Origin of the sequence: Nostoc sp. (genome assembly GCF_036916735.1) — a bacterium.
Taxonomy (GTDB): domain Bacteria; phylum Cyanobacteriota; class Cyanobacteriia; order Cyanobacteriales; family Nostocaceae; genus Nostoc.
Genome location: NZ_JBALFV010000040.1, coordinates 21,252 through 42,916, shown reverse-complemented (window position 1 = coordinate 42,916; position 21,665 = coordinate 21,252). Strand labels below are relative to the sequence as shown.

The window sequence follows — 21,665 nt, the reverse complement described above, 5'->3', positions numbered from 1 at the left end:
AAATTATTATACTATGTTTGATTCTCTCCAAAGTGCCACTTGCTGTTTGAGTTCTCTCATATCTAAAGAATCGCTAGCAAAAGCTTTTCGCAAAAGTGAATGAGGAACAAATTGATCATACTTTTGAATTTCCGGTGCTTCTGAAGTAGTGAGTAAATCTTGTGAGGTAATTCTTTGCTCACACGATGAAACAATTTCATGATAAAGATATTTAAATTTATCCTTACCTAATTTAAGTGTTAAATAATAAGGATTTACTCCACTAATACTTGTAATTTCCAATGATTCTCGACAGTAGGAGTTAAGTAATCTTTCTAAGGTACGATAAGCAACCGTACCCATCCAGGGAAAAATGCAGCATTTACCTTTTTCTAATTGCAAGATATTTTGTTTATCTAATCCAACTTGCTGCACCAATTGGCGAACTTCACTTAAACGTTGCAAAGCATTTTTTTGCAAGTAGCTATACTCGAAATTTTCAAATAGAACCTGTTGCATTCGTTGTAAAACTTTGGTATGAATATTGCCACTACTACCACGCCAATAAATACTAGCTTTACCCTCGGCTTGTTTAACAAAAATAGCTTTCTTTTTAAAGTCAACTTCTACGACTTCCCAAGTTCTCCCAGCTAAAGCAAATTGATTTCCAACAGCAGGCGGTGTGAGGATACTACCAATTTGTGTTGCACCTTGCTTAACAATATATTCTTGCTGTTCAGCAAAAACTGCGTAGAACTGGAATTTTCTCACAATCTTTTCTCCAGCCAAACCCAAGATTAATTTACCTTGCTCAGTATGCTGAATATGACCAATATCAATTAAATAGCGCAGCAATAGTTGAAAATCTTCTTTTAAAATAGCAGCAAAGGGCGGCAAACTAAAAATTTGTTTAACTAAGGCATTAGGTGAAATTTCTCCTACTGCTGTTAAAATACTCATGGTTTGGTGATAAAGCAAACTCAAAGGATATTTAATCGGTCTAATTGGTTCAATCCATTGTTCCTCTAAATAAAGTTGAATGATAGCAATAGACTGCAAAAGTTGCCAGGGTATTTGCTCTGGTAGAGAAGCTTCTAGTAATGGTTTCTCTTCAGCGCAGATAAAGCGCATATCGGCAGCTTCACCTCTTCTGCCACTACGTCCTAAGCGCTGTAAAAAGCTAGATACAGACAAGGGCGATTCTAACTGAATAACTCGCTCTAAATGACCGATATCTATGCCTAATTCTAAAGTCAAAGTGGCGGCGATAACTGCTGGATTGTTAGGTTCACGCATCGCATTTTCAGCTGCTTGCCGCAAGGTAGCAGATATACTCCCATGATGCACATGATATATATCTGGTAACCTTTGTTTTGTGGCAATTTGTCGCAAAGATGCTATTACAGATTCAGTTTGCGTGCGATTATTAGCAAATATTAGACATTTGCGAGATTTGCTGAGGTTGAAAATATATTGTTCATAAGCTGTCGTCTCTGATTCATCTACTTCATCAGTAATATAAAAATGTTCTACAGCCAGTTTAATTTGGCGTTTTATGCCGTCAGTTTGCGGTGTAATCACTGGTTTATCTGTTCCTGAACGCAACCACTCTTCAGCTATTGAGTAATCACCAAGAGTTGCCGATAAACCAATACGGCGCGGTTGCTTTTGTGTTAACTTTGCTAAACGTTGTAATTGGCAAATAATTTGACAACCGCGTTCGGAACCCATAAAGGCGTGAATCTCATCGATAATGACAAATCTTAAATCACCAAATAAGCTAAGGAGGTCGTTATTTTTGTTGATTAACAAACTTTCTAGAGATTCTGGTGTAATTTGGAGAATGCCTTGAGGGTTTTTTAAAAGTTTGTTTTTTCGACTTTGAGAAACATCACCGTGCCAGTGCCAAACTGGAATATCTGCTTCTTTGAGTAAGTCGTTGAGACGCTCAAATTGATCGTTAATTAAAGCTTTGATTGGACTAATATATAATACCCCTATAGTTGCAGCAGGGTTAGTATTTAATAGAGTCAAAACTGGTAGAAAGGCTGCTTCTGTTTTACCCGCAGCAGTTGCAGCAGTAACTAGCAAGTGAGCAGCAGTGTCAAATATAACTTGACAAGCGGCAATTTGAACTGGTCGTAATTCAGTCCACTGGTGATGATAAATATATTCTTGAATGAAGGGTGCAAGTCGGTTAAAGGCATCGCTCATATTTTTTATGAATAATTGAATTAAAGAATCGGTAACATACCCGTAAGATGTAATCGGCAATTAGATAAATCTCTTAATTAAATGGTATTTTGAAAAATTTTGCCGATTTTCCTCCTGTTGACTCAAGACAGATTAACATTCATAAATCAAACTGAAGTAATAGGGACAAGTATATAATCAGGCAAAAACTATGAATAAGTATAAGGAAATATTACGTGTCATCCTTGCTATATCTATCATTGTGGTTGGAGTGACACACTTTGTTGTTCCAAAAGAATATGTCAAAATTGTGCCGCCGCAACTGCCCTATCCTTTAGGATTAGTTTATCTCAGTGGCTTTTATGAAATTTTAGGTGGTATCGGCTTATTAGTCCCGCCTGTAAGTCAAGCTGCTGCTTGGGGACTTCTTGCTCTTTTTATTGCTGTTTACCCTGCCAATATTAATATGGCGGTTAATCTCATTAAGATTGAACATATACCCAATTCACCTTGGGTACACGTAGTCAGGCTTCCGCTTCAAGCAGTTTTAATTGCTTGGGCTTGGTGGTATACGAAATCTTCTGATTGGGAAAAACAAGCTTCTATTATCCCCAAATCACTCATTCCCAAAGAATTAGAATTGAAATGAATGCGTTTTTTATATCTGAATTATTATGCGTGTTGCAACTTTGTTTGGCATAACACTCTCGTTAGCAATAAGCATGGGAGGAGTTGCAGTTCCGGTGACTCAAGCAGTGCAGCTTGGAGATGGCACTGTCTATTTTGTCGAACCGCCGAAACTTGTTAAAGCGACAACTATTTACAAAGAAGTGAATGTTTGGGGTGGGACTTATTATTTTACTATTAACGTGCCGGAAAATGCTGGAGAATCCCTCCAGAAAGTAACGATCGCACAGAAGGAGGGAGCAGAAAACATCGACTACAATCTTAATCATACCCGTGCATTTGTCGGGACTCGCGATCGCAAAGAATCTCGGCTAACACTAGGCCCAGTCACAGCAGAACGTGGGACACGAACAGTTACTGTGAATTTCGAGCCACCTGTCACTCCGGGACAGACAGTTACAATCGCCCTCCGTCCTGTAAAGAATCCTAGCTTTTCTGGTGTCTACTTACTTGGTGTGACAGCATTTCCGGTAGGGGAAAAATCCCACGGACAATTTCTTGGCTTTGGACGGTTTCAGTTTTACAGCAATAGAAATAGCTGGTGGTTTCCATAAACCTAAAAAATACAAAAAATTAAGCCCTTAAATCAGTGAACAGTCAACAGTTATCAGTTATCACGGTAACTCTCTTGGGGATTTAAATCAGTGAACAGTTAACAGTTATCAGTTCTCAAGCTCCCAGTTGAGTTGGATTTTTTAACTGATAACTGATAACTAATAACTGATAACTCCTAACTTTTAAATTTCCAAATGATTAGTATTTATACGCAAAAAGAACAGGGTGAAAAATGGCTGCTACGGTATTGTGGCTGTCTACCTGTATTTGCCTGTGTTTTAGGATTTACTGAAACTGGTTTAATTTCAGGGATTTCAGCAGCCGGTCGCACTCCAGAGGATCGGAAATATACTGCTTGTGCCGATGCTGAGTTTTTATATTACGGGCCAGAACATAAAGCCCAATATCCCTTACCACCATTAGCGGCTGGGGCTTCACCTGTACTAATTTCTCGCGCTGTATTTGAGTCACTAAAAATACCAGTTCATTTGTTTAATGCAGGTCTACCCCAGCCTCCTGCTGTGCCAGTAATTGATTTAGACGGCTCTCCCGCTCAGTGTTTAAGTAGTGGTGCTGCTATGGAAATTACAACGGTACACCACTTGTTTAAACAAGGGCTACTTTGGGGAGAACGCCTTGCTGCCAATAACCAATACAAGTATGTGATTCTCGGTGAGTGCGTTGTTGGAGGCACTACAACTGCCCTGGCGATCTTAACTGGTTTGGGTATAGATGCTGCCGGAAAAGTTAACAGTAGCCATCCTATTTGTAACCACGCGCAAAAGTGGGCACTAGTACAAGCTGGGCTGGAGAAGATGAGGGGGAAGGGGAGGCAGGGAGCATACTTCGACTGCGCTCAGTACAAGGGGGGCAGGGAGCAGGGGGAGATAAACTTCCAATCTCAAATCCAAAATCGTTCGATGGCTCCTGAGCGAAGTCGTTCGCGTAGCGTCCCGCAGGGAAGGACTGAGCGTAGCCGAAGTCCAAAATCTAAAATCCAAAATTCTGTCGATCCTCTGCAACTCGTCGCCGCCGTGGGCGATCCGATGCAAGTAGTGGTAGCTGGAATGGCGATCGCTGCTAGTCGTAGTTGTGGTGTAATGCTTGCTGGTGGGACGCAAATGCTGGCAGTTTATGCGCTGATTGGTGCGATCGCTCAAACTTACGCCTTATCATGGCAACCAGAAGAAATAGTTGTAGGCACAACTCGCTGGGTAGCAGAAGATCCTACTGGCGCTACAGTTGACTTAGCTCTCAGCTTAGAAAAAGCCAGCTTAACTCAGAGTGGAGAAACCCCTCCCCTATTAGCAACTCATCTAAGCTTTGCTGATTCTCGTTATCCCCAACTTAGAGCTTATGAGCAGGGGTTTGTGAAAGAAGGTATGGGTGCTGGAGCAGCTTGCATAGCCGCCCATCTTAATCAAAATTGGCAGCAACACCAGCTTTTGGCAGCCATTGAAGTTCAACTTGAACGGCTTGGTACAGCATTTCATTAATTCGTAGCGAATTAAATTCGGCAATACCCTACAATGCCAATGCGTTGACTTACAATGGCAACACATCAGCTTACAATGGCAACACATCAGCTTACAATGGCAATGCATCTGCTTACAATGCTAATGCATCAGCTTACAATGCCAATGCATCAGCTTACAATGCTAATGCCTTCTCCTGCATAAAAGCGTAGCGAATTAAATTCAGCAAGACTCTGCGCCCCACCAAAGTTATAGGCGGAGGTTTCCTTTGCTCATACTTTTCTCTCTACGTCTAAACAACGTTACAATTTTACGCAAAGCTTTACTTAGCCAAATCAACAGTTAATAATCTAATCGTCATTCAAATTGCATCTGCGTGTTTCCCGAACTTTTGATCTCAGGAAGCCAGAACCTCCTGACAACTCTTGTGTCTCTGTACGTAAGAGTGTCTTACTAGCAATTTGAACTATGCAACGCCTGTTTACCTTCTTATTTTTCAGGAGAATTATCTGATGAAATTAGTAAAAAAGCTTGGTATTGTTACTGCTAGTGCTGTTATCGGTATTACTGGTGTCGGTGCATCTTCTGCGGCACAAGCTGTACAGCTATTTGATTTTCAATACTCTTTTCCCAGTTATGAAGCAAATGGTACAGGGATTTCCGCTAGTGGCACTCTTACCACTACTGATTTAGATCCTATAAAAAACAATTACACAATCACAGGAATCAGTGGCACAAGGAAAGCCCAAGGAATTACTGAGACAATTGTCGGTTTGCTCTCACCAGCTACATACGGAATCAATGATAATCTCTTAAATGCGAGTACGCCCCTGTTGACCCAGAACGGTTTTTCTTACCTAGTTTCTGGAAGCGGAGAAGACGGGAATGGGAACGTTAACGTATTCTATAGTAGTTTCAATGAAGGTTATTCAGAGCTTTCAAGCAATGTAGATTATGGTAGCTTTAGTGTCATACCACGTCCTGTTCCCGAACCCTATACATTAGGTGGTTCATTGGTTGCCCTTGGTTTTGGCTGGTGGATGAAGCGAAAGCAAGCAGTAGCTTATCAGAAGAAGCCCTATAAAAATATCTATCTGTAAAGTTCATAGTGCATCTGCGATCTAGATTGCATTAAAATGTGCTTGCTATCCTACTTTTACAGTAATACCAAGTCGTGTTCATGATATATCACTAGACGACTTGGTATTAACACAGAATATCAGCTGTAACTAAAATTAAAAGCTTCCAGGATTGTCATCAAGTGCAAGCAAGAAATTAATCAGGTCTGTTTGTTGGTTGGAATTAAACCCAGCCTGTCTATCTACGTAGAAGTCATGACCTGTGCCATCAAGGTTACTACGCACTAAACTAGGGTTAGCTTTGTTAGCTTTCACAACTAAAGCACGAAGATCGCGATCAACCAAGGCACGCAAGCTGCTAGCTGGATCGGCAGGTATACCTTGGCTTAAAGTGCCAGAAAGCCCTAAGCCAGTCTTGTCAACAACCGCGATCGCATTTGAGTCAACTTTCAGGCTTCCTGTTCGTACTGCTGCACCACCATCATGTAAATACGGTGCGCTTAAATAAAGACCACGCAAGCCAGTAGTTTTATAACCACCTTTTGGCAATATACCTTTGGGTAGAGTTGTGGGAGTATCAGAGATACCTTGTGTTGGTACATCCAGCACTTCAGCTTTAGCAGGTATGGGAACAGGAGTGTTAAAAGTGTATAGCTTGGGTGGTACTAACAATTTATTCAGCCCCAAGCGAGATTGGGCACGAGCGGGGTTAGTACGAATTTCATCAAGTGGATGAATTTTGTTGTCGGTGAAGAAAGGTGGAATATGGCAAGTTGCACAATTAGCTTTCTCAAATATTTTTGCCCCACGCTTAACAGAATTGCTATTCAAGGCTTGCCAATTTTCCGAAGTCTGGTTGGCAGGTGGTACTAAACTATTTTGAAAAGCAGACATAGCGTTTTCAGCAAATAAGAAAGTGCCGCTAGCAATATCATCAGACTTTCCAGTATTTGGGTTAAAAACCAAACCGTTTAAAGTAAACAAACTGGGACGTAGGTTTGGGTAAGTTCCTGTGCCAGGGGCAGGAATTTGGTCTTCTAATTGGGCTTGTGTAGGATTTGGTACGATTTTCCGCAGCCATTCTGAGGGTTTTACTATCACTCCTTCCGGTAAACGTAGGCTGGGAGTGGCAGCGTTTTGCAGTAATGTACCAATATAAACTTCTGGATCAATACCAAGAGTTTCTGCACTGATTTGAGCAGCTGCCAACAGATTGATTTCCGAAGAGTGAACACCATTATTAACAGCGCTCAGTCCAGCAAATGGACCAGCGGCTCCTTCTCCTGATGCTGTATAAGGATGATTTTTAAAGGTGAAAAGACTGGGGATTTGAGTAGTGTCTCTAATACCATCCGGTGAACTCTCGAAATGACTGAAAGGTACATCTAGCACAGCATCATCGAAAGCTTTTTCAAACTTTTCAGGATCAGGTAGTTCTACCTTATTACCTTTACTATCAATAATCGTCTTGCCATTGCCTTTGTATTGTGGGTCTAGAGGGTTAAAGTTTAACCGTGCAAACCCTGCGGCTGTATTTGGTGATAAAGCAATCAGCAGTGGTGTGGCAATTTCACCATTAGGTACTCCTAAAAGACGTTCACCCTTATTTGAAAGAGATACATGGCACAGAGCACAGCTAATATCAATGTTGGATGTGATTCCTAGTCCAATAGGAAAAATCGCTCCCTTTTCTATTTTTAAGCCTGTATTGACAACAGTTCCTTTGGGAAAAGTTCGACTACCTAATGTTATATCCTTCTGAAGAGTAATTTGTAAGTTTGTTGTAGACCTACCTTGCAATTTAACTAATGCTGTCTGGAATTCTGGCAAAAGTGTAGCAATGCCAAGTCCAAAACCAAATACCCCTTGCAGACCAAATGTGTCGCCAATTTTACGATTGAAGAATATATCTTCACCTTGGGCGATTAATTCTTTAGTAATTTTAACTGCCCCCACCCGTTGATAAGAAATGGGGTTATTAGGATTGAGTCCTTTATTTGCAACTAGTTGTGATGCTTCTTGAGGACTCAGCAGTTTGCCGAAATAGTCGTAATAGCCTAACGGTTGAGTAGGAGCAGGTTGTAAAAGGTCAATTTTCGCGAAGGCTGTCTGGCTTGTCATCAACCAATTTGATAACAAAATGCCAAAAACACTAATGATAAAAACGCAGATGAGTAAGAAAATTTTGGTTTTTGAACCATACAACACCCTAACTACACCAGTCTTAGGGTTATTTTTTTTTGGTTTCATAGTGAGGTACTCACTAAAATAGTATAGGTAGATATATCACACTATTACGCATATATATGCAAGAGTGTGTTTAAGTTTTTTATCAATTTAATTGCTGGATTAGTTTCTGATACTTAATATATACTTACAAAGCCATCGCTCAACATTAAAATAATTCGCAATTCGTAATGGGCTACGCCCCGCAATGCTAACGTAATTTGTAATTCTTAATTAAGTTTTGTAAGAGGATTTGGCGTAAGGTTTAAAGCGCTATAAAATAGCGCTTTGCTAGGGCAGCTTTAACGATGCTCAAACTGACCCTGAAACCTTTCTAGAATGGTAGCTTTATTTTTTAGATTTTACCGATAATCTCTAATGTGGAAAAGTATTTGCCAAAAAACCAGGGTTTTTGCTGGATAAAGAAAACCGAGTTTTTAATTTTAGATAAAGTCGAGCTAAGAGAGAAAGAGCCACAAACCTTTTTGCTTGTTAGTTGCATAGCAACTTAAACTCTAGAATTAGTTAAACTTAAAGGCTTTATTTCCTTCTCTCCAGCTATTTTTTAATTCGTTGAAGTCAGATTAAATTTAATGAATTCTCTCTCTAAGTAATTGTTCTTCTAAGGCAGCAATGCGATTGTACGCTGCTGTTAATTGCGCTGTTAGTCGTTGTATTTGAATTTCTGGTGTTATGTTATCTCCGCCTTGACGATGCATGTCTAGATAAATGCCATCTGTCAATACATCCTTGTGTTCCATTTCTGAATTTAAATTGTTACGTCCTTTGAACTGGTAGCCACCAGTTGCGCCATTTTCCTGCTCATTATCCTTTGCCTGTGTATTCGCTAAAGAACACTCTGAGAAAGCTTGAGCTACTTTAACGTCAAGCTCCTCAATCACTTGGTAGAGCGCATCCAGTTTTTCGCTTAAAGTCAGGATTTGCTTCTGTAATGGCTCCATTTAATACCCTCATCCGTACATTTTCTATATGTTATTCAATTTACTCTCAACCTTAACTATACTTATGGATTATTTAAGTATTGATAATTTTTGGTGCAAATGTGACATTTAAATCATTAATTCTAAATATTAAGTAAATTTTTACTATAAGTACTAATGAGGAAATTTTTGGAGAAAAATTAATATTTTGGTGGATATTTGCTTAAAAAATCCTTATTTTGAATCAAATAGTCCAAATTATCGCTATTACCAACAAAAAATACCGGTAATTTTCTAACTACACTTTTTCTGCTAATCAGCCTCTGGTGAATCTCTGCTTAATATTAGGTATAATCAAAAATTTCAAATCCAAAATCAATGGATCGACGGTCGTTTTTGCTAGGTACAAGCACATTGGCACTTTCACAACTGCTTTTTGGCTGTGGTGGAAACAAGCAGACGCAACTAAAAGTACAGTTATTAAAAGGTTCTATACCTGGTCAGGTAGTTAATCAGTTCCACAAAGGTTTGCAACAACAGGTACAGTTAAAGTTTGCTCCAGTCGAGCAGATACAAGGTTTATTTCAGCAATTACAAAATTGGCAGCAGAAACCCAAAGCCACTGATGAGCAGGGATGGAAACGCTTTATACCCTTTATGCAAGGTCAAAAAATAGCTGATGCAGACCTAGTGACGTTAGGAGATTATTGGTTAAAAGCAGCTATTGAGCAAAAACTGATTCAACCACTCCAAGAGGTACAGGGAAACCAATTAAAACAGTGGTCTGCTTTAGATGAAAGGTGGAAACAACTGGTAACGCGCAACGACCAAGGTAATTTGGATACTCAAGGGAAGGTATGGGGTGCGCCTTATCGGTGGGGTAGCACAGTGATTGTTTACAACCGTGACAAGTTGCGAAAATTAGGATGGACGCCCAAAGATTGGAGTGATTTATGGCGAGATGGAGTGCGGCAGCAGATTTCCCTACTTAATCAACCACGAGAAGTTATTGGTTTGGTTTTAAAGAAGCTAGGAAAATCTTATAATATAGAGAATCTTGACCAAGTACCAGACTTGGAAAAGGAATTACAGACATTAAACCAACAGGTAAAGTTCTACAGTTCCAATAACTACTTAGAACCTCTAATTATAGGAGACACTTGGCTAGCGGTTGGTTGGTCAAGCGATGTATTGCCAGTTCTGGGACGTTATCCGCAACTTGGCGCAGTTATCCCCCAGTCAGGAACAGCAATCTGGGCAGACTTGTGGGTACGTCCCGCAGGTATTACTACTAAGAGTACTTTATCAGATCAATGGATTGACTTTTGTTGGCAACCAAGCACAGCTAAACAAATTTCGGTGCTGACCAAAAGTAATTCGCCAATTTCTACAAATATTGCCGCTTCTGATATCCAAGAACCATTATGGAGTTTGTTAGAGAGCGATGTCTACGACGGGCTACGCCTACGCCAAGTTTTTGAGAAAAGCGAATTTTTGCTTCCCTTACCCCCATCAACAATAAAACAATACGAGTCTTTATTCGCCAAAATTAAGGTTTAATTGGGAATTGGGCAATTCAATTTTAGATTTTGGATTCACAATTTTAGATTAAAATTTAATCCAAAATCCAAAATCTAAAATCTAAAATTACTAAAGTGAACGCTCTAACCCTATCTTGTTCTTAATAGTGGTTTGGACACTGCATAAAGCTGGACTTGTACTAAAGTTGCAAGTATAGGTTGCCAAGGGTTCTTTTTGATAATTAAATACCCGGACGTTGTAACCAAAGTTTCGTGCAGCGCTACCTAAGCGATTTACGAAGTCGTAGCGCTGTATATCGTCTAGTAAGCTCCAAATTTGCTGATTCACGATCAAGTCTACTCGTGCAGGTTCTTTGTTAGAAGCTGGATATGCTATCCAATTATCCAATAGCTTTGTCTCAGAGTTTTGTTGTGCCCACCATAAACTGGGAACCGTCAATCGTTCTGGATTTATGGTATTAGCTGTGATTACATAGTTTTTTGGCTTGGTCAATAAGTCTAGTTCCAGAGGCGCATTAGAAGGCGATGGTATTGGGGGAGTTTGCGCTAGCGAGGGCGGGATTAGTAAAGTGGTAAGGCTAATGGTTAATAATAATGAAAGTGATCTCTGGCGATGGCTGCGCCAACGCCTGCCGTAGGATGCCTGTTCGTGTAGCGTCTCCTTTAGGAGAAGGACTGTAGGGCGATCGCACAATTTAGCTATATGCATAACTGATACTAATTCGTAATTCGTAATGAAGGCGCTAGTAAAAAATAGTACATTTTATAGTTTAATGGCAACGATGCGAATTCTTCGATAATCTGCTGTCCAAGTTCCTTGTTGATATAGTGTTGGCTTCAGATATTCTTCGACGACGGGAATTATTTGTATTTGTTGCTCAGATGAAAGTCCGGCTAAGAAAGTGCTGGCGAACATTTTAATCCAGTTTGCCATACCTGCTTCTCCCTCTGCTAGGGGAGTTAGGCGAGGAAACAGGATAGCATAAATGACATCAAAGCCTTGCTGTTCTAATAGGCTGCTGTATTCGCCAATGCTGGGGTAATACCAAGGATTCTCTACTTGTACTTGAGGGATACCAATGGACTCTAAAGCACTGTATAAAGCTGTGGCGATCGCTTGCACATTTCCTTTACCACCAAATTCTGCCACAAAACGGCCTCCGGGTTTTAGGGATTCATGTATGGAGGCGATCGCTCTATCTGCTTCTTTCACCCAATGCAATACAGCGTTGGAAAACACAGCATCTAATGGCTTATCTACTTGAAAGTTCCTAGCATCAGCAATATTAAAGCGGATATGGGGATAGTTTTGTCTGGCCTTTTCGATCATCGCGGGTGCATAATCAACTCCCATGACTTCAGCACCAGTTTGGGCAATTTTTTCTGTAAGTTGTCCTGTACCACAACCTAGATCCAAAATGGATTCTCGCGGTTGAGGGTTGAGTAATTTTAGTAAGTCTTCACCATACTGCCAAACAAAGGCGTGTTTATCTTCGTAAAGGGTAGTATTCCAATTATTAGCTGTCGAAATATTATTCATAAACTGTAAAAGTACAGATTGTTCGCTTGCCAGTTATTAACCAAATGTCTGAGGTTGATGACTGGCTGATCATCACAATAAAAAAGATTTTTAATTATGTCCAATATATATTTTCATCTTAACTAATATTTTAAAGATATGAGTTAGAGGAACAAATGGAATTACGACACTTGCGCTACTTTGTCACCTTGGCAGAGGAACTGCACTTTGGACGGGCGGCGGAACGATTACACATTGCCCAACCTCCCCTCAGTCAACAAATTCGGCAGCTAGAGGGAGAATTAGGTTTTGAACTGTTTTACCGCACGAAACGAAATGTGCAGTTAACAGAAGCGGGGCATGTGTTTCTGGGTGAAGTTCAGCAAATTATGAGGCAATTACAACAGGCAATCCAAGTCGGGCGGCAAACCAGTCGGGGCGAAATTGGACAGTTGGTAGTCGGCTTTGTCAGTTCTGCGGCGTATAATATTTTGCCAACTATTCTACGAACCTTTCGTAGTTGCGTTCCTGGTGTGAGCATCGAGTTGCATGAACTGACTACAGATCAGCAGTTAGAGTGGTTACGAGAAGGTCGAATGGATGTAGGATTATTGCGTCCACCTGTTGAAGAAAATAGATTTAGCTGTGAAACGATTTTTCAAGAGTCGCTGATGGTGGCACTACCTGAAGCACATTTGCTAGCGAGTCAATCTAATATGTGTTTGACATCTCTTGCCAATGAACCGTTTATTTTATTTCCCAGAATATTAGCACCAGGACTTTACGACTTAATCATTAGTCTCTGCCAGCAAGCAGGCTTTAGTCCCAAGGTTGCCCAAGAAGCCATCCAGATGCAAACAATTGTCAGTTTAGTAGCAGCCGAAATGGGTGTGGCGATCGTCCCAGCATCTTTGCAAAATTTGCAACGGATTGGAGTAGTTTATAAAACTGTACAACAATCTACCCCAAAAGTAGCCATTGCAATGATTTGGCGGAAAAACGAGACATCCCCAACCGTGCTGAGGCTTGTGGAGATAGTTAAACAAGCTGCCCAGCAGTGGTAAATAGAGCAGCTTGTAATAATTATATTATCGCAGTGCAGACACTGCCATAGGACCACGAGTTACGCCCAATTGATTTTGCAGTTTCAACTCTCCCCATATTTGGGAACCTGTAATCTCGCCTTGCAATAGTTGACGATAGCGATGTATTGTTTTACTCACTTGTTCTGGTGTTTCATTGACAAATTCAATGCGAAACTGACGTAATCCTAATTCTATAAGGCGCTGTACGTACTCCGCTCCAGTTTGAGCAGTGCCGTTAAATACAGTATTTCGGCAACCTACATCTGCTTTGAGGACGTGTTCGCTACCAACGCGATCGCGCAATTTCACTTCCTGCTTTTCACAAGGTCGTCCACAGTTAGTGTAGTCTGTACCCGTTGATAAAAAGGCACAAAATACACAATGCTCCATGTGAAACATCGGTATATGCTGATGGATTGTCACCTCAAACCACTGGGGTGGGCAACTGGTGAGCAGGTCTTGTAGTTGGGTAATATTCAGGTCATAGGATGCCGTCAGCCTTTCAAAACCAAAGTGTTGCTGAAAGTAGTCTGCTGTTAAGGGATTAGCAACATTGAGCGAAAAATCTCCGATACAACGGTCTGCTGCAAAAAATTGTAATTGGTCATAGTTGCGTATTAGATAGCCATCTGCTTCACAGGCACGTACCTGCTGCAAAATCCAATTTTCCCCCGGTTTGGTAATTCGGGGAGGTGCAACCCAGATGGTAGGGAGTTGGGAGTTAGGAGAGACGCGATTCATCGCGTCTGTACAAAAAGGAGTTAGGAGTGAAGAATTTTCTGCTTTGTTTTTTTGCTGTTGTTGGCGCACCATTTGCACCGCTTCTCGGTAGGCGCGGGGGTCTTCAAATTCACAGTACAGGGTTTCAATACCAGCTTTGAGGGCAGCTTGGAGTTGCTTAAGGTTACGCACCAAGACTATGAGTGAGGGGGGTGAGGGGGATGAGGGGGATGAGGAGGGGAGTAAATCGTGGAAAGAGACATCAGAACGTAATTGCCAGCGTTTGGGTTGACTCCGTAATTCTTCCAACTGCACGACAATTTCCCGCCGCATCCGGTTCAATTCACTGACGGGTAGCATAAAAGTACCACTGAGGTGGTTGGTTAGCGTTCCCAAACAAAAAGGTGTGTTACCCAGACGACCAAATTGTTCTTGTAAACGGTCTGTATTTAGGGGTTTGGTGTGCGCCTCCACCAGGGAAATTGCAGACTCTACTTGGACAATATTACCGAGTTGATCGCGGGCGATCGCAATCAACGCCTGACCAACTTCTCCGTAAATTTCTATATAAATGGGGCGTTGAAATTGGGGATTCTCGCCTGCAAAACTCTGGCGCAGTTGCTTATCTAATTCTGGATCGCTGGTTTTCCAAATGTGATCGCCTATATGCACTCGGCGCAGATTCAAGTCATTTCGCCCAAATGTCAGCAAAGTTTCCTTACCTTTAGACACCACAGCATAAACCCGGCCGCCTTCTTCCTTCGCCTCTGGATGACCGCAGTCAAATACTATTCCATCCCCTGGTTTTACAGGCGCTTCCAGTTTGACTGTTACCTGTTCGTTGTAAATGCGGCTGACTTCACCTAAATAAACCCCACGTTTTTTACCAAAGCGGGCGTGAACTAGTTCCTGATTATTAATCCCGCCAAACCAACCTGTGTAAAGTCCGCGAGAAAATGCCATTTCTAGGTTGTAGTGTTGTTGATCTGATTGACCTCTCCCCCAACCCCTCTTTGAAACAGAAAGGGGAGCTTTTATTTCCCCTTCCCTACTAGGGAAGAGGGTTAGGGGGTTAGGTTTTTCCAATTTTGCCATCACCCCATCCAAAGCTTGCCGATAGACACGGGTGACATTGGCAACATACTCTGGGGCTTTCAAACGACCTTCAATCTTGAGACAAGTTACTCCTGATTTCACCAAATCTGGCAGAACATCTAACCCTGCTAAGTCTTGAGGACTGAGTAAATATTTGCGTTCTTTTAAATTCACAATTTCCCCATCAGCGATTAACTCGTAGGGCATCCGGCAAGCTTGGGCACATTCACCTCGGTTTGCAGAACGTCCGCCTAAAGCCTCGCTAGTCAAACACTGACCAGAATACGCTACGCACAAAGCACCGTGAACAAAGACCTCCAAGGGTAGCGAAGTTTCCTGTTGGGTAATCTGCTGCTGTATTTTATTGATTTCTTTGAGAGAACATTCACGCGCCAGCACTACCAATTGACAGCCGAGGGACTTGGCAAATTCTACCCCAACCGCACTGGTGATCGTCATTTGAGTGGAAGCATGGATGGGAAAATCGGGCGACAGGTGACGGATGAGACGGCATATACCAATATCTTGGACAATCACCGCATCCACACCTGCGGCAATAATTGTGCAAAGATATTGCTGTGCTTCTGCTAGTTCTTTGGGAAATATTAGTGTGTTGACAGTGACATAACCCTTTACGCCGCGACGATGCAGAAATGTCATCAATTGGGGTAAGTCTGCCTCAGTAAAGTTTTGTGCCCGCATTCTGGCGTTGAAGCGATCCAAACCGAAGTAAATCGCATCTGCCCCATTTTCCACAGCAGCTTTAGCACATTCCCAATTACCTGCTGGCGCAAGTAGTTCAGGACGTTGAAGGGAGGGTTGGGAAAAAGAGTGATCGCTTTTCATCAGATTTAGGGAAGGTTAACTAGCACCATAGTGATTTTATCTAAGTTATTGGGGGATGGTGGGGGAAGGAAGGCGATCGCTGTCACTTTATCCCAATGAAATCCCACTAAATTGTTGGAATAAACTGGTAGCATAAGAATCGGTCATGCCAGAGATATAGTCTGTAATTCTAAGAATTTTGTTATAGGTATCTTCATCGGAATTCGGGTGATATTCCTTGGGAAGCATATGATAGATTAACTTTGCTTTTTTGCTGTCATGCAGGATAGCATTTACAAAGTCAGAAAATAGTTTTCCTAAAACTTCATAACCAGCTATTTGGATATTAACGACATTACGATGCTGGAAAACAGATGATCGGGTTACCTTCGCAATTTCTTCTAGGTCATTTCCATAACGGCTTCGGCATAACAAATCTTCATCAAACTCTCCAGAAAGTATTTCTTGCTCGTGTGCAAAGAAAATGTCAGTTGCCTGCCCAATAAGATTATGGATAGCTTTGGCACGCAGGCGTTTTACTTTTTCTACACTGCTTTCATCATGTTTGTTAATATCAATTTCTGCGATTTTATTAAGCAAGCACGTGGTTTTTTCAAATGAGATGTAACCCATGCGATGGGCGTCTTCTACATCAATAATTGAGTAACAAATATCATCTGCTGCTTCAACAAGAAAAGCAAGCGGGTGTCGAGACCACCATGCTGCATTCTCATGACGGCGAATTAGCCCAACCGTTTCTGCTACTTCAGCAAATAAATCTTTTTCTGCCTGAAAAAAACCATATTTTTTAACACTTCTACCTGAGTAACCGTTTAAGGTAGATTCTGATAGTAATGATTCTCTAGGGTACTTTGTGAAAGCAGCTAAAGTTGGGCAGGTGAGTTGCATTCCCCCTTTTTGAGGACGCATTTCAAGCTTAGTTAAAATACGAAAACCCTGTGCATTGCCCTCAAATGAATCAAAGTCAGCTTTTTGAAACTTGCTAAGAAGTTCTTCTCCTACATGGTTAACAGTATTGTACCAGGATTCAAATCCTGTACGGATAGCATCTTCTCCAGAATGACCGAAGGGAGGATTACCGATATCATGAGCTAGACAAGCAGCAGAGATAATATCACCAAAGTCTGAAGCAGTGAACCCATAGTCATTAAGCTTGTGTGTGTTTACAATTTTCTCACCCACAATCCTACCAAGGGATCGACCAACACAGGAAACTTCAAGGCTGTGAATCAGACGAGTACGAATGTAATCATTTGTAGACAACGAAAAAACCTGAGTTTTATCTTTGAGGCGACGAAAAGGTGAGGAAAATACTAGGCGATCATAGTCTCTTAGAAAAGGAGTACGATCAAACTGGGGATTTTCTAGTTCAGTCTTGCCAAGTCTTTTTGGTGTCAGAAGTTTCTTCCAATCCATCATTGCTGTGTTATCTGAAAGTATGTTAGACAATGCCCCCTAGCTAGAAGCAATGGGCAATGTCACATTTTAACTCTACTTAGTAAAAAGTAAAAGTTTATTCTAAATCATAGAAAAATTTTAAGTAATAACCACAATTGCCATTACTTAACTTCAATTGTAAAAAGCAAGTCAGGAGTAAAGCTCATACAGCAAGTTGATGCTCCGATGTAATACGTACTTTACACAGGCTACGCATCGCTCAATTCAATCAAGTGATGCCTGTGGCGGGCTACGCCTACGCCTTTATCAATTGAGATAAATTAAGTGATCGCTACCCTACCCCAATCCCTCAACATCAGCACTTTCCGCTTCCGAGTCAACAACTTCAAACTTCACCTTGTTATATAAATCCTCTAAGGAAATCTCAAATGGTACGCTTACAAGTGCGATCGCTTCATCTTCTTCATCATATTCACGAAGGGTCCATTGCTTTTTCCCAGTTTTGGAAAATTGCTCTACATGAATCCGAGTTTGGTCAATTAATAAATATTCTTGAAAAGTGGAAATAGTTCGGTAAGCCTGAAATTTATCTTCGTGATCGTAGTTTTTAGTAGATTTAGACAAAACCTCAACAATAACTTGGGGATTTGTAATAATATCTGTACGGTTGTTGAAAAATTCTGGTTCACTGGCTATTACTGTCACATCTGGATACGTGTAGATACGCTTTTGATGTATCCACAGACGCATATCGCTATTAAACACTTCGTATTCTTGTTGTCTGAACGCGAAGTTTAACACAGCATAGAAATTACCAGCTATACGATTGTGATTTGCTGTTCCACCCGCCATAGGAATTATCTGTCCGTTAATGTATTCACTTCTATAGTCAGCAGTTTCTTCTAGCTCTAAATATTCCTCTGGGGTATAGTATCGCTGTTGTGTTATTTGCATAATTTTATCGGGTAACAATGTTTAACAATACGAAGCATCTAGGCACTAAAGAGATTTGACCGATGTTTACCGAACAGTTTAACGTGATTAGATAGAGGTGTTATGTGCTTTGTACAAAGTGAGCGTAGGCACAGCCCGCCGTAGGCATCGCTATCTAAATTCACAAAGTTTGTTAGCTTCTTTTCCTATTGATAACCAGCTGCTTGTAACATAAACAACTTGGCATAACGTCCTCCTAGCTCTAACAATTGTTCGTGAGTTCCCTGTTCTATAACTTCGCCGTTTTCTATAACTAGGATTTTGTCAGCCATTCGTACCGTTGAGAAGCGATGGGAAATCAAAAGTACCATCTGATTTTGAGTAATAGTGCGAAAATGATTGAAAATCTCAAACTCAGCTTGGGCATCTATTGCTGATGTTGGTTCATCTAACACCAAGATATCTGCTTGCGATCGCATAAAAGCACGAGATAGAGCAATTTTCTGCCACTGTCCCCCAGAAAGTTCTTGTCCTCCCTTAAACCAACGACCAAGCTGAGTCTGAAAGCTTTGGGATAATTGGTCAATAAAAGATTTGGCCATGCCTTTTTCGGCAGCAGTTTGCCAACGGGTTTTGTTTTCGAGATGTTCTACATCACCCACGCCAATATTCTCACCCACAGTGAACTGGTAGCGGACAAAGTTCTGAAAAATTACACCAATCCGACGCCGCAGCACATCCGCATCCCATTCTTGCAAGTCCAAACCATCTAAGAAAATTCGCCCAGAGTCAGGGGTGTAGAGTCGGGTAAGTAGTTTGATTAAGGTAGTCTTACCAGAACCGTTTTCACCGACAATTGCCAGTTTCTCTCTGGGTTTCAAATGCAGTGAAATGTTTCTTAAGGCTGGTTTAGAACTTCCTGGATAAGTAAATGATACGTTCTCGAAACGAATACCATCTTGGGAATTTAAACCAATGGTTGCTTTTCCCCAAGACTTTGGTACTTCCTCTTCCAGGAAATCGTAGAGATTTGATAAATATAGGTTATCCTCATACATCCCTCCAATAGAAGTGAGGGCATTAGAGAAAGTAGATTGTCCTTGGCGAAACACAGTAAGATACATTGTCATATCTCCCAAGGAAATCTTACCTAGCACTGTTTCCAGTACAATCCAAGCATAAGCTAGGTAAAAAGCACCAGTGCTAACTAAACTCAGGAGATACCCCCACAGTCCTCGCCGGAGAGTCAAATCGCGGTCTTCGCCATAGAGTTGCTCAAACAGGTTGCGGTAACGTTCTAGCAGCATCTCTCCCAGCTGGTAGAGTTTGACTTCTGTGACAAAATCTTCTCTTGCCAGCAAATTTTCTAAGTAGCTTTGTTGACGAGTTTCTGGCGCACGCCAACTAAATAAGCGAAAGCCTTCTCCAGCAAATTTTGTTTCGGCAATAAATACAGGCATCGCTGCCAAAATCAGCACCACTACCGCCCAAACTGAGAAATTTACTAGCAAAATACCGTATGTGAACAGGGAAAGAGCATTTTGTACCAACCCAAAGGTGCGGCTTACTAAAGAAAGGGGACGAACTGATGCTTCTCGTCGGGCATTGGTCAATTTGTCATAAAATTCTGAGTCTTCAAACTGCCTAAGATCGAGTGTCAGCGCCTTTTCTAAAATGAGTACATTTACCCGTTGACCTAGTAGCGCCCGCAATAACGACTGACAAATGGTGATTCCCCGTTGACCGCCTGCTAGTAGAATTACAGCGATCGCTTCTAATCCTACATACAACAAAGGCTGAGAAATATTGACAAAACCATTACTCTGTGAATTAACTTGAGAGGCAAATACCACTGCATCAACAATTAACTTACCGAGATAGGATATCGCTGCCGGCAAAAGACCAGCTATTAAAGTTAAACTAGCTAGAAGAATAGTTAGCGATCGGCTAGTAGTCCATACTAAGTTTACAGCCCGTCCACTGTAACGGAAAACCGTCAGTGATTGGCGCAGGATATTTCTTTTTTTTTAATCTTCATCTTTCTTACTGCGAGATACCCCAGCTTGGACGGATCTTCCTGACTCTATTAAATCTTTATTAATTTTACAATTTTATAAGAATGTTTGCTGAAAACCCCAAAGTTAAAGCCTAAAAACTTTTTGGGATTTTTATGTTTCAGGGTGGTCACACCATTTTACAAAATAATTGATACAAATCACTTTTCTCGCCTCTCCTGCCTCCCCTGCCTCTTGCTTAACCCCACAATCTCCTACCTGCTTTCCCACTTAATTTTTGGTGAGTATCTTCCAACAAAGCTGGAATATCTAACTTTTCTGGACACCGAGGCAAACACTCACCACATTCTGTACACCGATTGCCTTTCATTCCAGGGAACCAATGACCAGCATTTTCAAACATTCCGTAACGATATTGTCCATAGTCAGTCATATCGTATGCCACTGTAAGATTTCGTAATCGCAATACCTCTGGAATATTGATATTTGCTGGACAGGGCAAACAAGCATAACACTGGCTACACTTATCAGTTTCCAAAGTAACTTTTTGGTGATTTTCTAATCGCTCAAAAGCAGAATTTTCGGCTGATGTTAACTTTCCATCATCGTCAGCAATTCGCAAAGGTTCCCTTAATTCATCTGGGTTTGCTGGACCGATACTCAAAGTAGTAATACGGTTATCAGATAGTAAAAAGCGATAGTTTAATTCTAGGGGTAAATGCGGATAACACAAGTCTTTTAGAGTTTGGGGTGGCGTGTAGAGACGTCCCCCCTTATCAGCCGGAGAAATAATGAAAATGCCCATATCCTTTTGAGCAGCTAGTTGAATCGCTGGTGCGTGCCGTTGGAAAAAATAGTAATAATGCAGATTGACAAATTCAAAAAAATCTGTACTTATTGCTGCCTGAATTACTTCTAATGGGCCGTGGGTGGAAAAACCAACGTGTCGTACTCGACCATCAGCAACAGCTTCTTCTACAGCTTGCATACAGCCATTTTTAGCTTGCACCCACTCTAAATGTTGCCAGGTGTTTAAGCCATGAACGCCTAAGCAATCTAAATAATCTAGCTGTAATCGTTCTAGGGATTCATCGATACACCGACGCATGGTATCAGCATCTGCTGTGGCTGAGATTTTGGTAGTTACATAAAGCCTCGTTCGGGGTACTGATAACCCAGCTTTTAGCGCCCTACCAAGATACTCCTCACTTTTGCCGTAACCTCTGGCGGTTTCTAGATGATTAATTCCTAACGCTAAGGCTTGTTCGATAGTCTGGTGAGCATTTTCAAAAGAAGCCAGGTAGCGCATTGTTCCCAGAGAAAAAACCGAGAGGCGCAGATTCGTTTTTCCAAAGCGTCGGTATTGCATTTTTAATAA

At 41.3% G+C, this 21,665-nt stretch carries 17 protein-coding genes; 7 read left to right on the top strand and 10 right to left on the bottom strand.

All coding sequences use genetic code 11. From position 1 onward, the window contains the following. Positions 1-6 precede the first annotated feature (6 nt). Complete coding sequence (locus tag V7L20_RS09640; protein ID WP_334743905.1) at positions 7-2,193, bottom strand: DEAD/DEAH box helicase; 2,187 nt, start codon at positions 2,191-2,193, stop codon at positions 7-9. A gap of 190 nt (positions 2,194-2,383) precedes the next feature. Here V7L20_RS09640 and V7L20_RS09635 point away from each other — a divergent pair, with 190 nt between their 5' ends. The 5 genes from V7L20_RS09635 (at position 2,384) to V7L20_RS09615 (ending at position 5,989) form a co-directional block, all read left to right on the top strand. Next, on the top strand, positions 2,384-2,821 hold the full coding sequence (locus V7L20_RS09635; RefSeq protein ID WP_334743861.1) for a DoxX family protein: 438 nt from the start codon (positions 2,384-2,386) through the stop codon (positions 2,819-2,821). 25 nt (positions 2,822-2,846) lie between these two features. Continuing rightward, positions 2,847-3,413, top strand: coding sequence for a DUF2808 domain-containing protein (locus V7L20_RS09630; RefSeq protein WP_334743860.1), 567 nt, complete (start codon positions 2,847-2,849; stop codon positions 3,411-3,413). A 195-nt stretch (positions 3,414-3,608) separates the two neighbouring features. Next, the gene (locus tag V7L20_RS09625; protein ID WP_334743859.1) at positions 3,609-4,910 is read left to right on the top strand and encodes a nicotinate-nucleotide--dimethylbenzimidazole phosphoribosyltransferase; all 1,302 of its coding nucleotides are present in this window, start codon (positions 3,609-3,611) and stop codon (positions 4,908-4,910) included. A gap of 44 nt (positions 4,911-4,954) precedes the next feature. Continuing rightward, positions 4,955-5,101 carry a hypothetical protein gene (locus V7L20_RS09620; protein WP_334743858.1) on the top strand — a complete coding sequence of 49 codons (147 nt, stop codon included), beginning with the start codon at positions 4,955-4,957 and terminating at the stop codon, positions 5,099-5,101. Between the two features lie 300 nt (positions 5,102-5,401). Continuing rightward, a complete protein-coding gene (locus V7L20_RS09615; protein ID WP_334743857.1) occupies positions 5,402-5,989 on the top strand; it encodes a PEP-CTERM sorting domain-containing protein in 588 nt (195 codons plus the stop codon). A gap of 135 nt (positions 5,990-6,124) precedes the next feature. On the opposite strand, the gene V7L20_RS09610 is transcribed toward V7L20_RS09615, so the two are convergent. Continuing rightward, entirely contained in the window at positions 6,125-8,218 is a 2,094-nt protein-coding gene (locus V7L20_RS09610; RefSeq protein ID WP_334743856.1) for a di-heme oxidoredictase family protein, read from the bottom strand. Between the two features lie 566 nt (positions 8,219-8,784). Then, positions 8,785-9,156, bottom strand: a complete 372-nt coding sequence (locus V7L20_RS09605; RefSeq protein ID WP_334743855.1) for a hypothetical protein — start codon at positions 9,154-9,156, stop codon at positions 8,785-8,787. A gap of 357 nt (positions 9,157-9,513) precedes the next feature. On the opposite strand from V7L20_RS09605, the gene V7L20_RS09600 reads away from it, so the two are divergent. Further along, positions 9,514-10,695: an extracellular solute-binding protein gene (locus tag V7L20_RS09600; protein ID WP_334743854.1), complete on the top strand. Its 1,182-nt coding sequence runs from the start codon at positions 9,514-9,516 to the stop codon at positions 10,693-10,695. 90 nt (positions 10,696-10,785) lie between these two features. Here the strand turns inward: V7L20_RS09600 and V7L20_RS09595 are convergent, their stop codons facing one another. After that, on the bottom strand, positions 10,786-11,385 hold the full coding sequence (locus V7L20_RS09595; RefSeq protein ID WP_334743853.1) for a hypothetical protein: 600 nt from the start codon (positions 11,383-11,385) through the stop codon (positions 10,786-10,788). Between the two features lie 54 nt (positions 11,386-11,439). Further along, positions 11,440-12,216 (bottom strand): class I SAM-dependent methyltransferase, encoded by a 777-nt coding sequence (locus V7L20_RS09590; protein WP_334743852.1) that lies wholly within the window; start codon positions 12,214-12,216, stop codon positions 11,440-11,442. 155 nt (positions 12,217-12,371) lie between these two features. Between V7L20_RS09590 and V7L20_RS09585 the strand changes: the two genes are divergently transcribed. Beyond that, positions 12,372-13,259, top strand: coding sequence for a LysR family transcriptional regulator (locus V7L20_RS09585; RefSeq protein ID WP_334743851.1), 888 nt, complete (start codon positions 12,372-12,374; stop codon positions 13,257-13,259). A 24-nt stretch (positions 13,260-13,283) separates the two neighbouring features. Here the strand turns inward: V7L20_RS09585 and V7L20_RS09580 are convergent, their stop codons facing one another. From V7L20_RS09580 to V7L20_RS09560, 5 genes are all read right to left on the bottom strand, one after another. Beyond that, entirely contained in the window at positions 13,284-15,941 is a 2,658-nt protein-coding gene (locus V7L20_RS09580) for a U32 family peptidase (protein ID WP_334743850.1), read from the bottom strand. Between the two features lie 87 nt (positions 15,942-16,028). Next, positions 16,029-17,360 carry a deoxyguanosinetriphosphate triphosphohydrolase gene (locus V7L20_RS09575; protein WP_334743849.1) on the bottom strand — a complete coding sequence of 444 codons (1,332 nt, stop codon included), beginning with the start codon at positions 17,358-17,360 and terminating at the stop codon, positions 16,029-16,031. A gap of 315 nt (positions 17,361-17,675) precedes the next feature. After that, a complete protein-coding gene (locus V7L20_RS09570; RefSeq protein WP_334743848.1) occupies positions 17,676-18,293 on the bottom strand; it encodes a Uma2 family endonuclease in 618 nt (205 codons plus the stop codon). 185 nt (positions 18,294-18,478) lie between these two features. Further along, positions 18,479-20,287 carry an ABC transporter ATP-binding protein gene (locus tag V7L20_RS09565; protein WP_334743904.1) on the bottom strand — a complete coding sequence of 603 codons (1,809 nt, stop codon included), beginning with the start codon at positions 20,285-20,287 and terminating at the stop codon, positions 18,479-18,481. A gap of 238 nt (positions 20,288-20,525) precedes the next feature. Beyond that, a complete protein-coding gene (locus V7L20_RS09560; RefSeq protein ID WP_334743903.1) occupies positions 20,526-21,656 on the bottom strand; it encodes an aldo/keto reductase in 1,131 nt (376 codons plus the stop codon). Between the last annotated feature and the right edge of the window lie 9 nt (positions 21,657-21,665).

Coding starts and splice junctions, on each gene's coding strand:
- V7L20_RS09640 (WP_334743905.1), bottom strand. CDS start 2,193: ATGAGCGATGCCTTTAACCGACTTGCACCCTTCATTCAAGAATATATT.
- V7L20_RS09635 (WP_334743861.1), top strand. CDS start 2,384: ATGAATAAGTATAAGGAAATATTACGTGTCATCCTTGCTATATCTATC.
- V7L20_RS09630 (WP_334743860.1), top strand. CDS start 2,847: ATGCGTGTTGCAACTTTGTTTGGCATAACACTCTCGTTAGCAATAAGC.
- V7L20_RS09625 (WP_334743859.1), top strand. CDS start 3,609: ATGATTAGTATTTATACGCAAAAAGAACAGGGTGAAAAATGGCTGCTA.
- V7L20_RS09615 (WP_334743857.1), top strand. CDS start 5,402: ATGAAATTAGTAAAAAAGCTTGGTATTGTTACTGCTAGTGCTGTTATC.
- V7L20_RS09610 (WP_334743856.1), bottom strand. CDS start 8,218: ATGAAACCAAAAAAAAATAACCCTAAGACTGGTGTAGTTAGGGTGTTG.
- V7L20_RS09605 (WP_334743855.1), bottom strand. CDS start 9,156: ATGGAGCCATTACAGAAGCAAATCCTGACTTTAAGCGAAAAACTGGAT.
- V7L20_RS09600 (WP_334743854.1), top strand. CDS start 9,514: ATGGATCGACGGTCGTTTTTGCTAGGTACAAGCACATTGGCACTTTCA.
- V7L20_RS09595 (WP_334743853.1), bottom strand. CDS start 11,385: ATGCATATAGCTAAATTGTGCGATCGCCCTACAGTCCTTCTCCTAAAG.
- V7L20_RS09590 (WP_334743852.1), bottom strand. CDS start 12,216: ATGAATAATATTTCGACAGCTAATAATTGGAATACTACCCTTTACGAA.
- V7L20_RS09585 (WP_334743851.1), top strand. CDS start 12,372: ATGGAATTACGACACTTGCGCTACTTTGTCACCTTGGCAGAGGAACTG.
- V7L20_RS09580 (WP_334743850.1), bottom strand. CDS start 15,941: ATGAAAAGCGATCACTCTTTTTCCCAACCCTCCCTTCAACGTCCTGAA.
- V7L20_RS09575 (WP_334743849.1), bottom strand. CDS start 17,360: ATGATGGATTGGAAGAAACTTCTGACACCAAAAAGACTTGGCAAGACT.
- V7L20_RS09570 (WP_334743848.1), bottom strand. CDS start 18,293: ATGCAAATAACACAACAGCGATACTATACCCCAGAGGAATATTTAGAG.
- V7L20_RS09560 (WP_334743903.1), bottom strand. CDS start 21,656: ATGCAATACCGACGCTTTGGAAAAACGAATCTGCGCCTCTCGGTTTTT.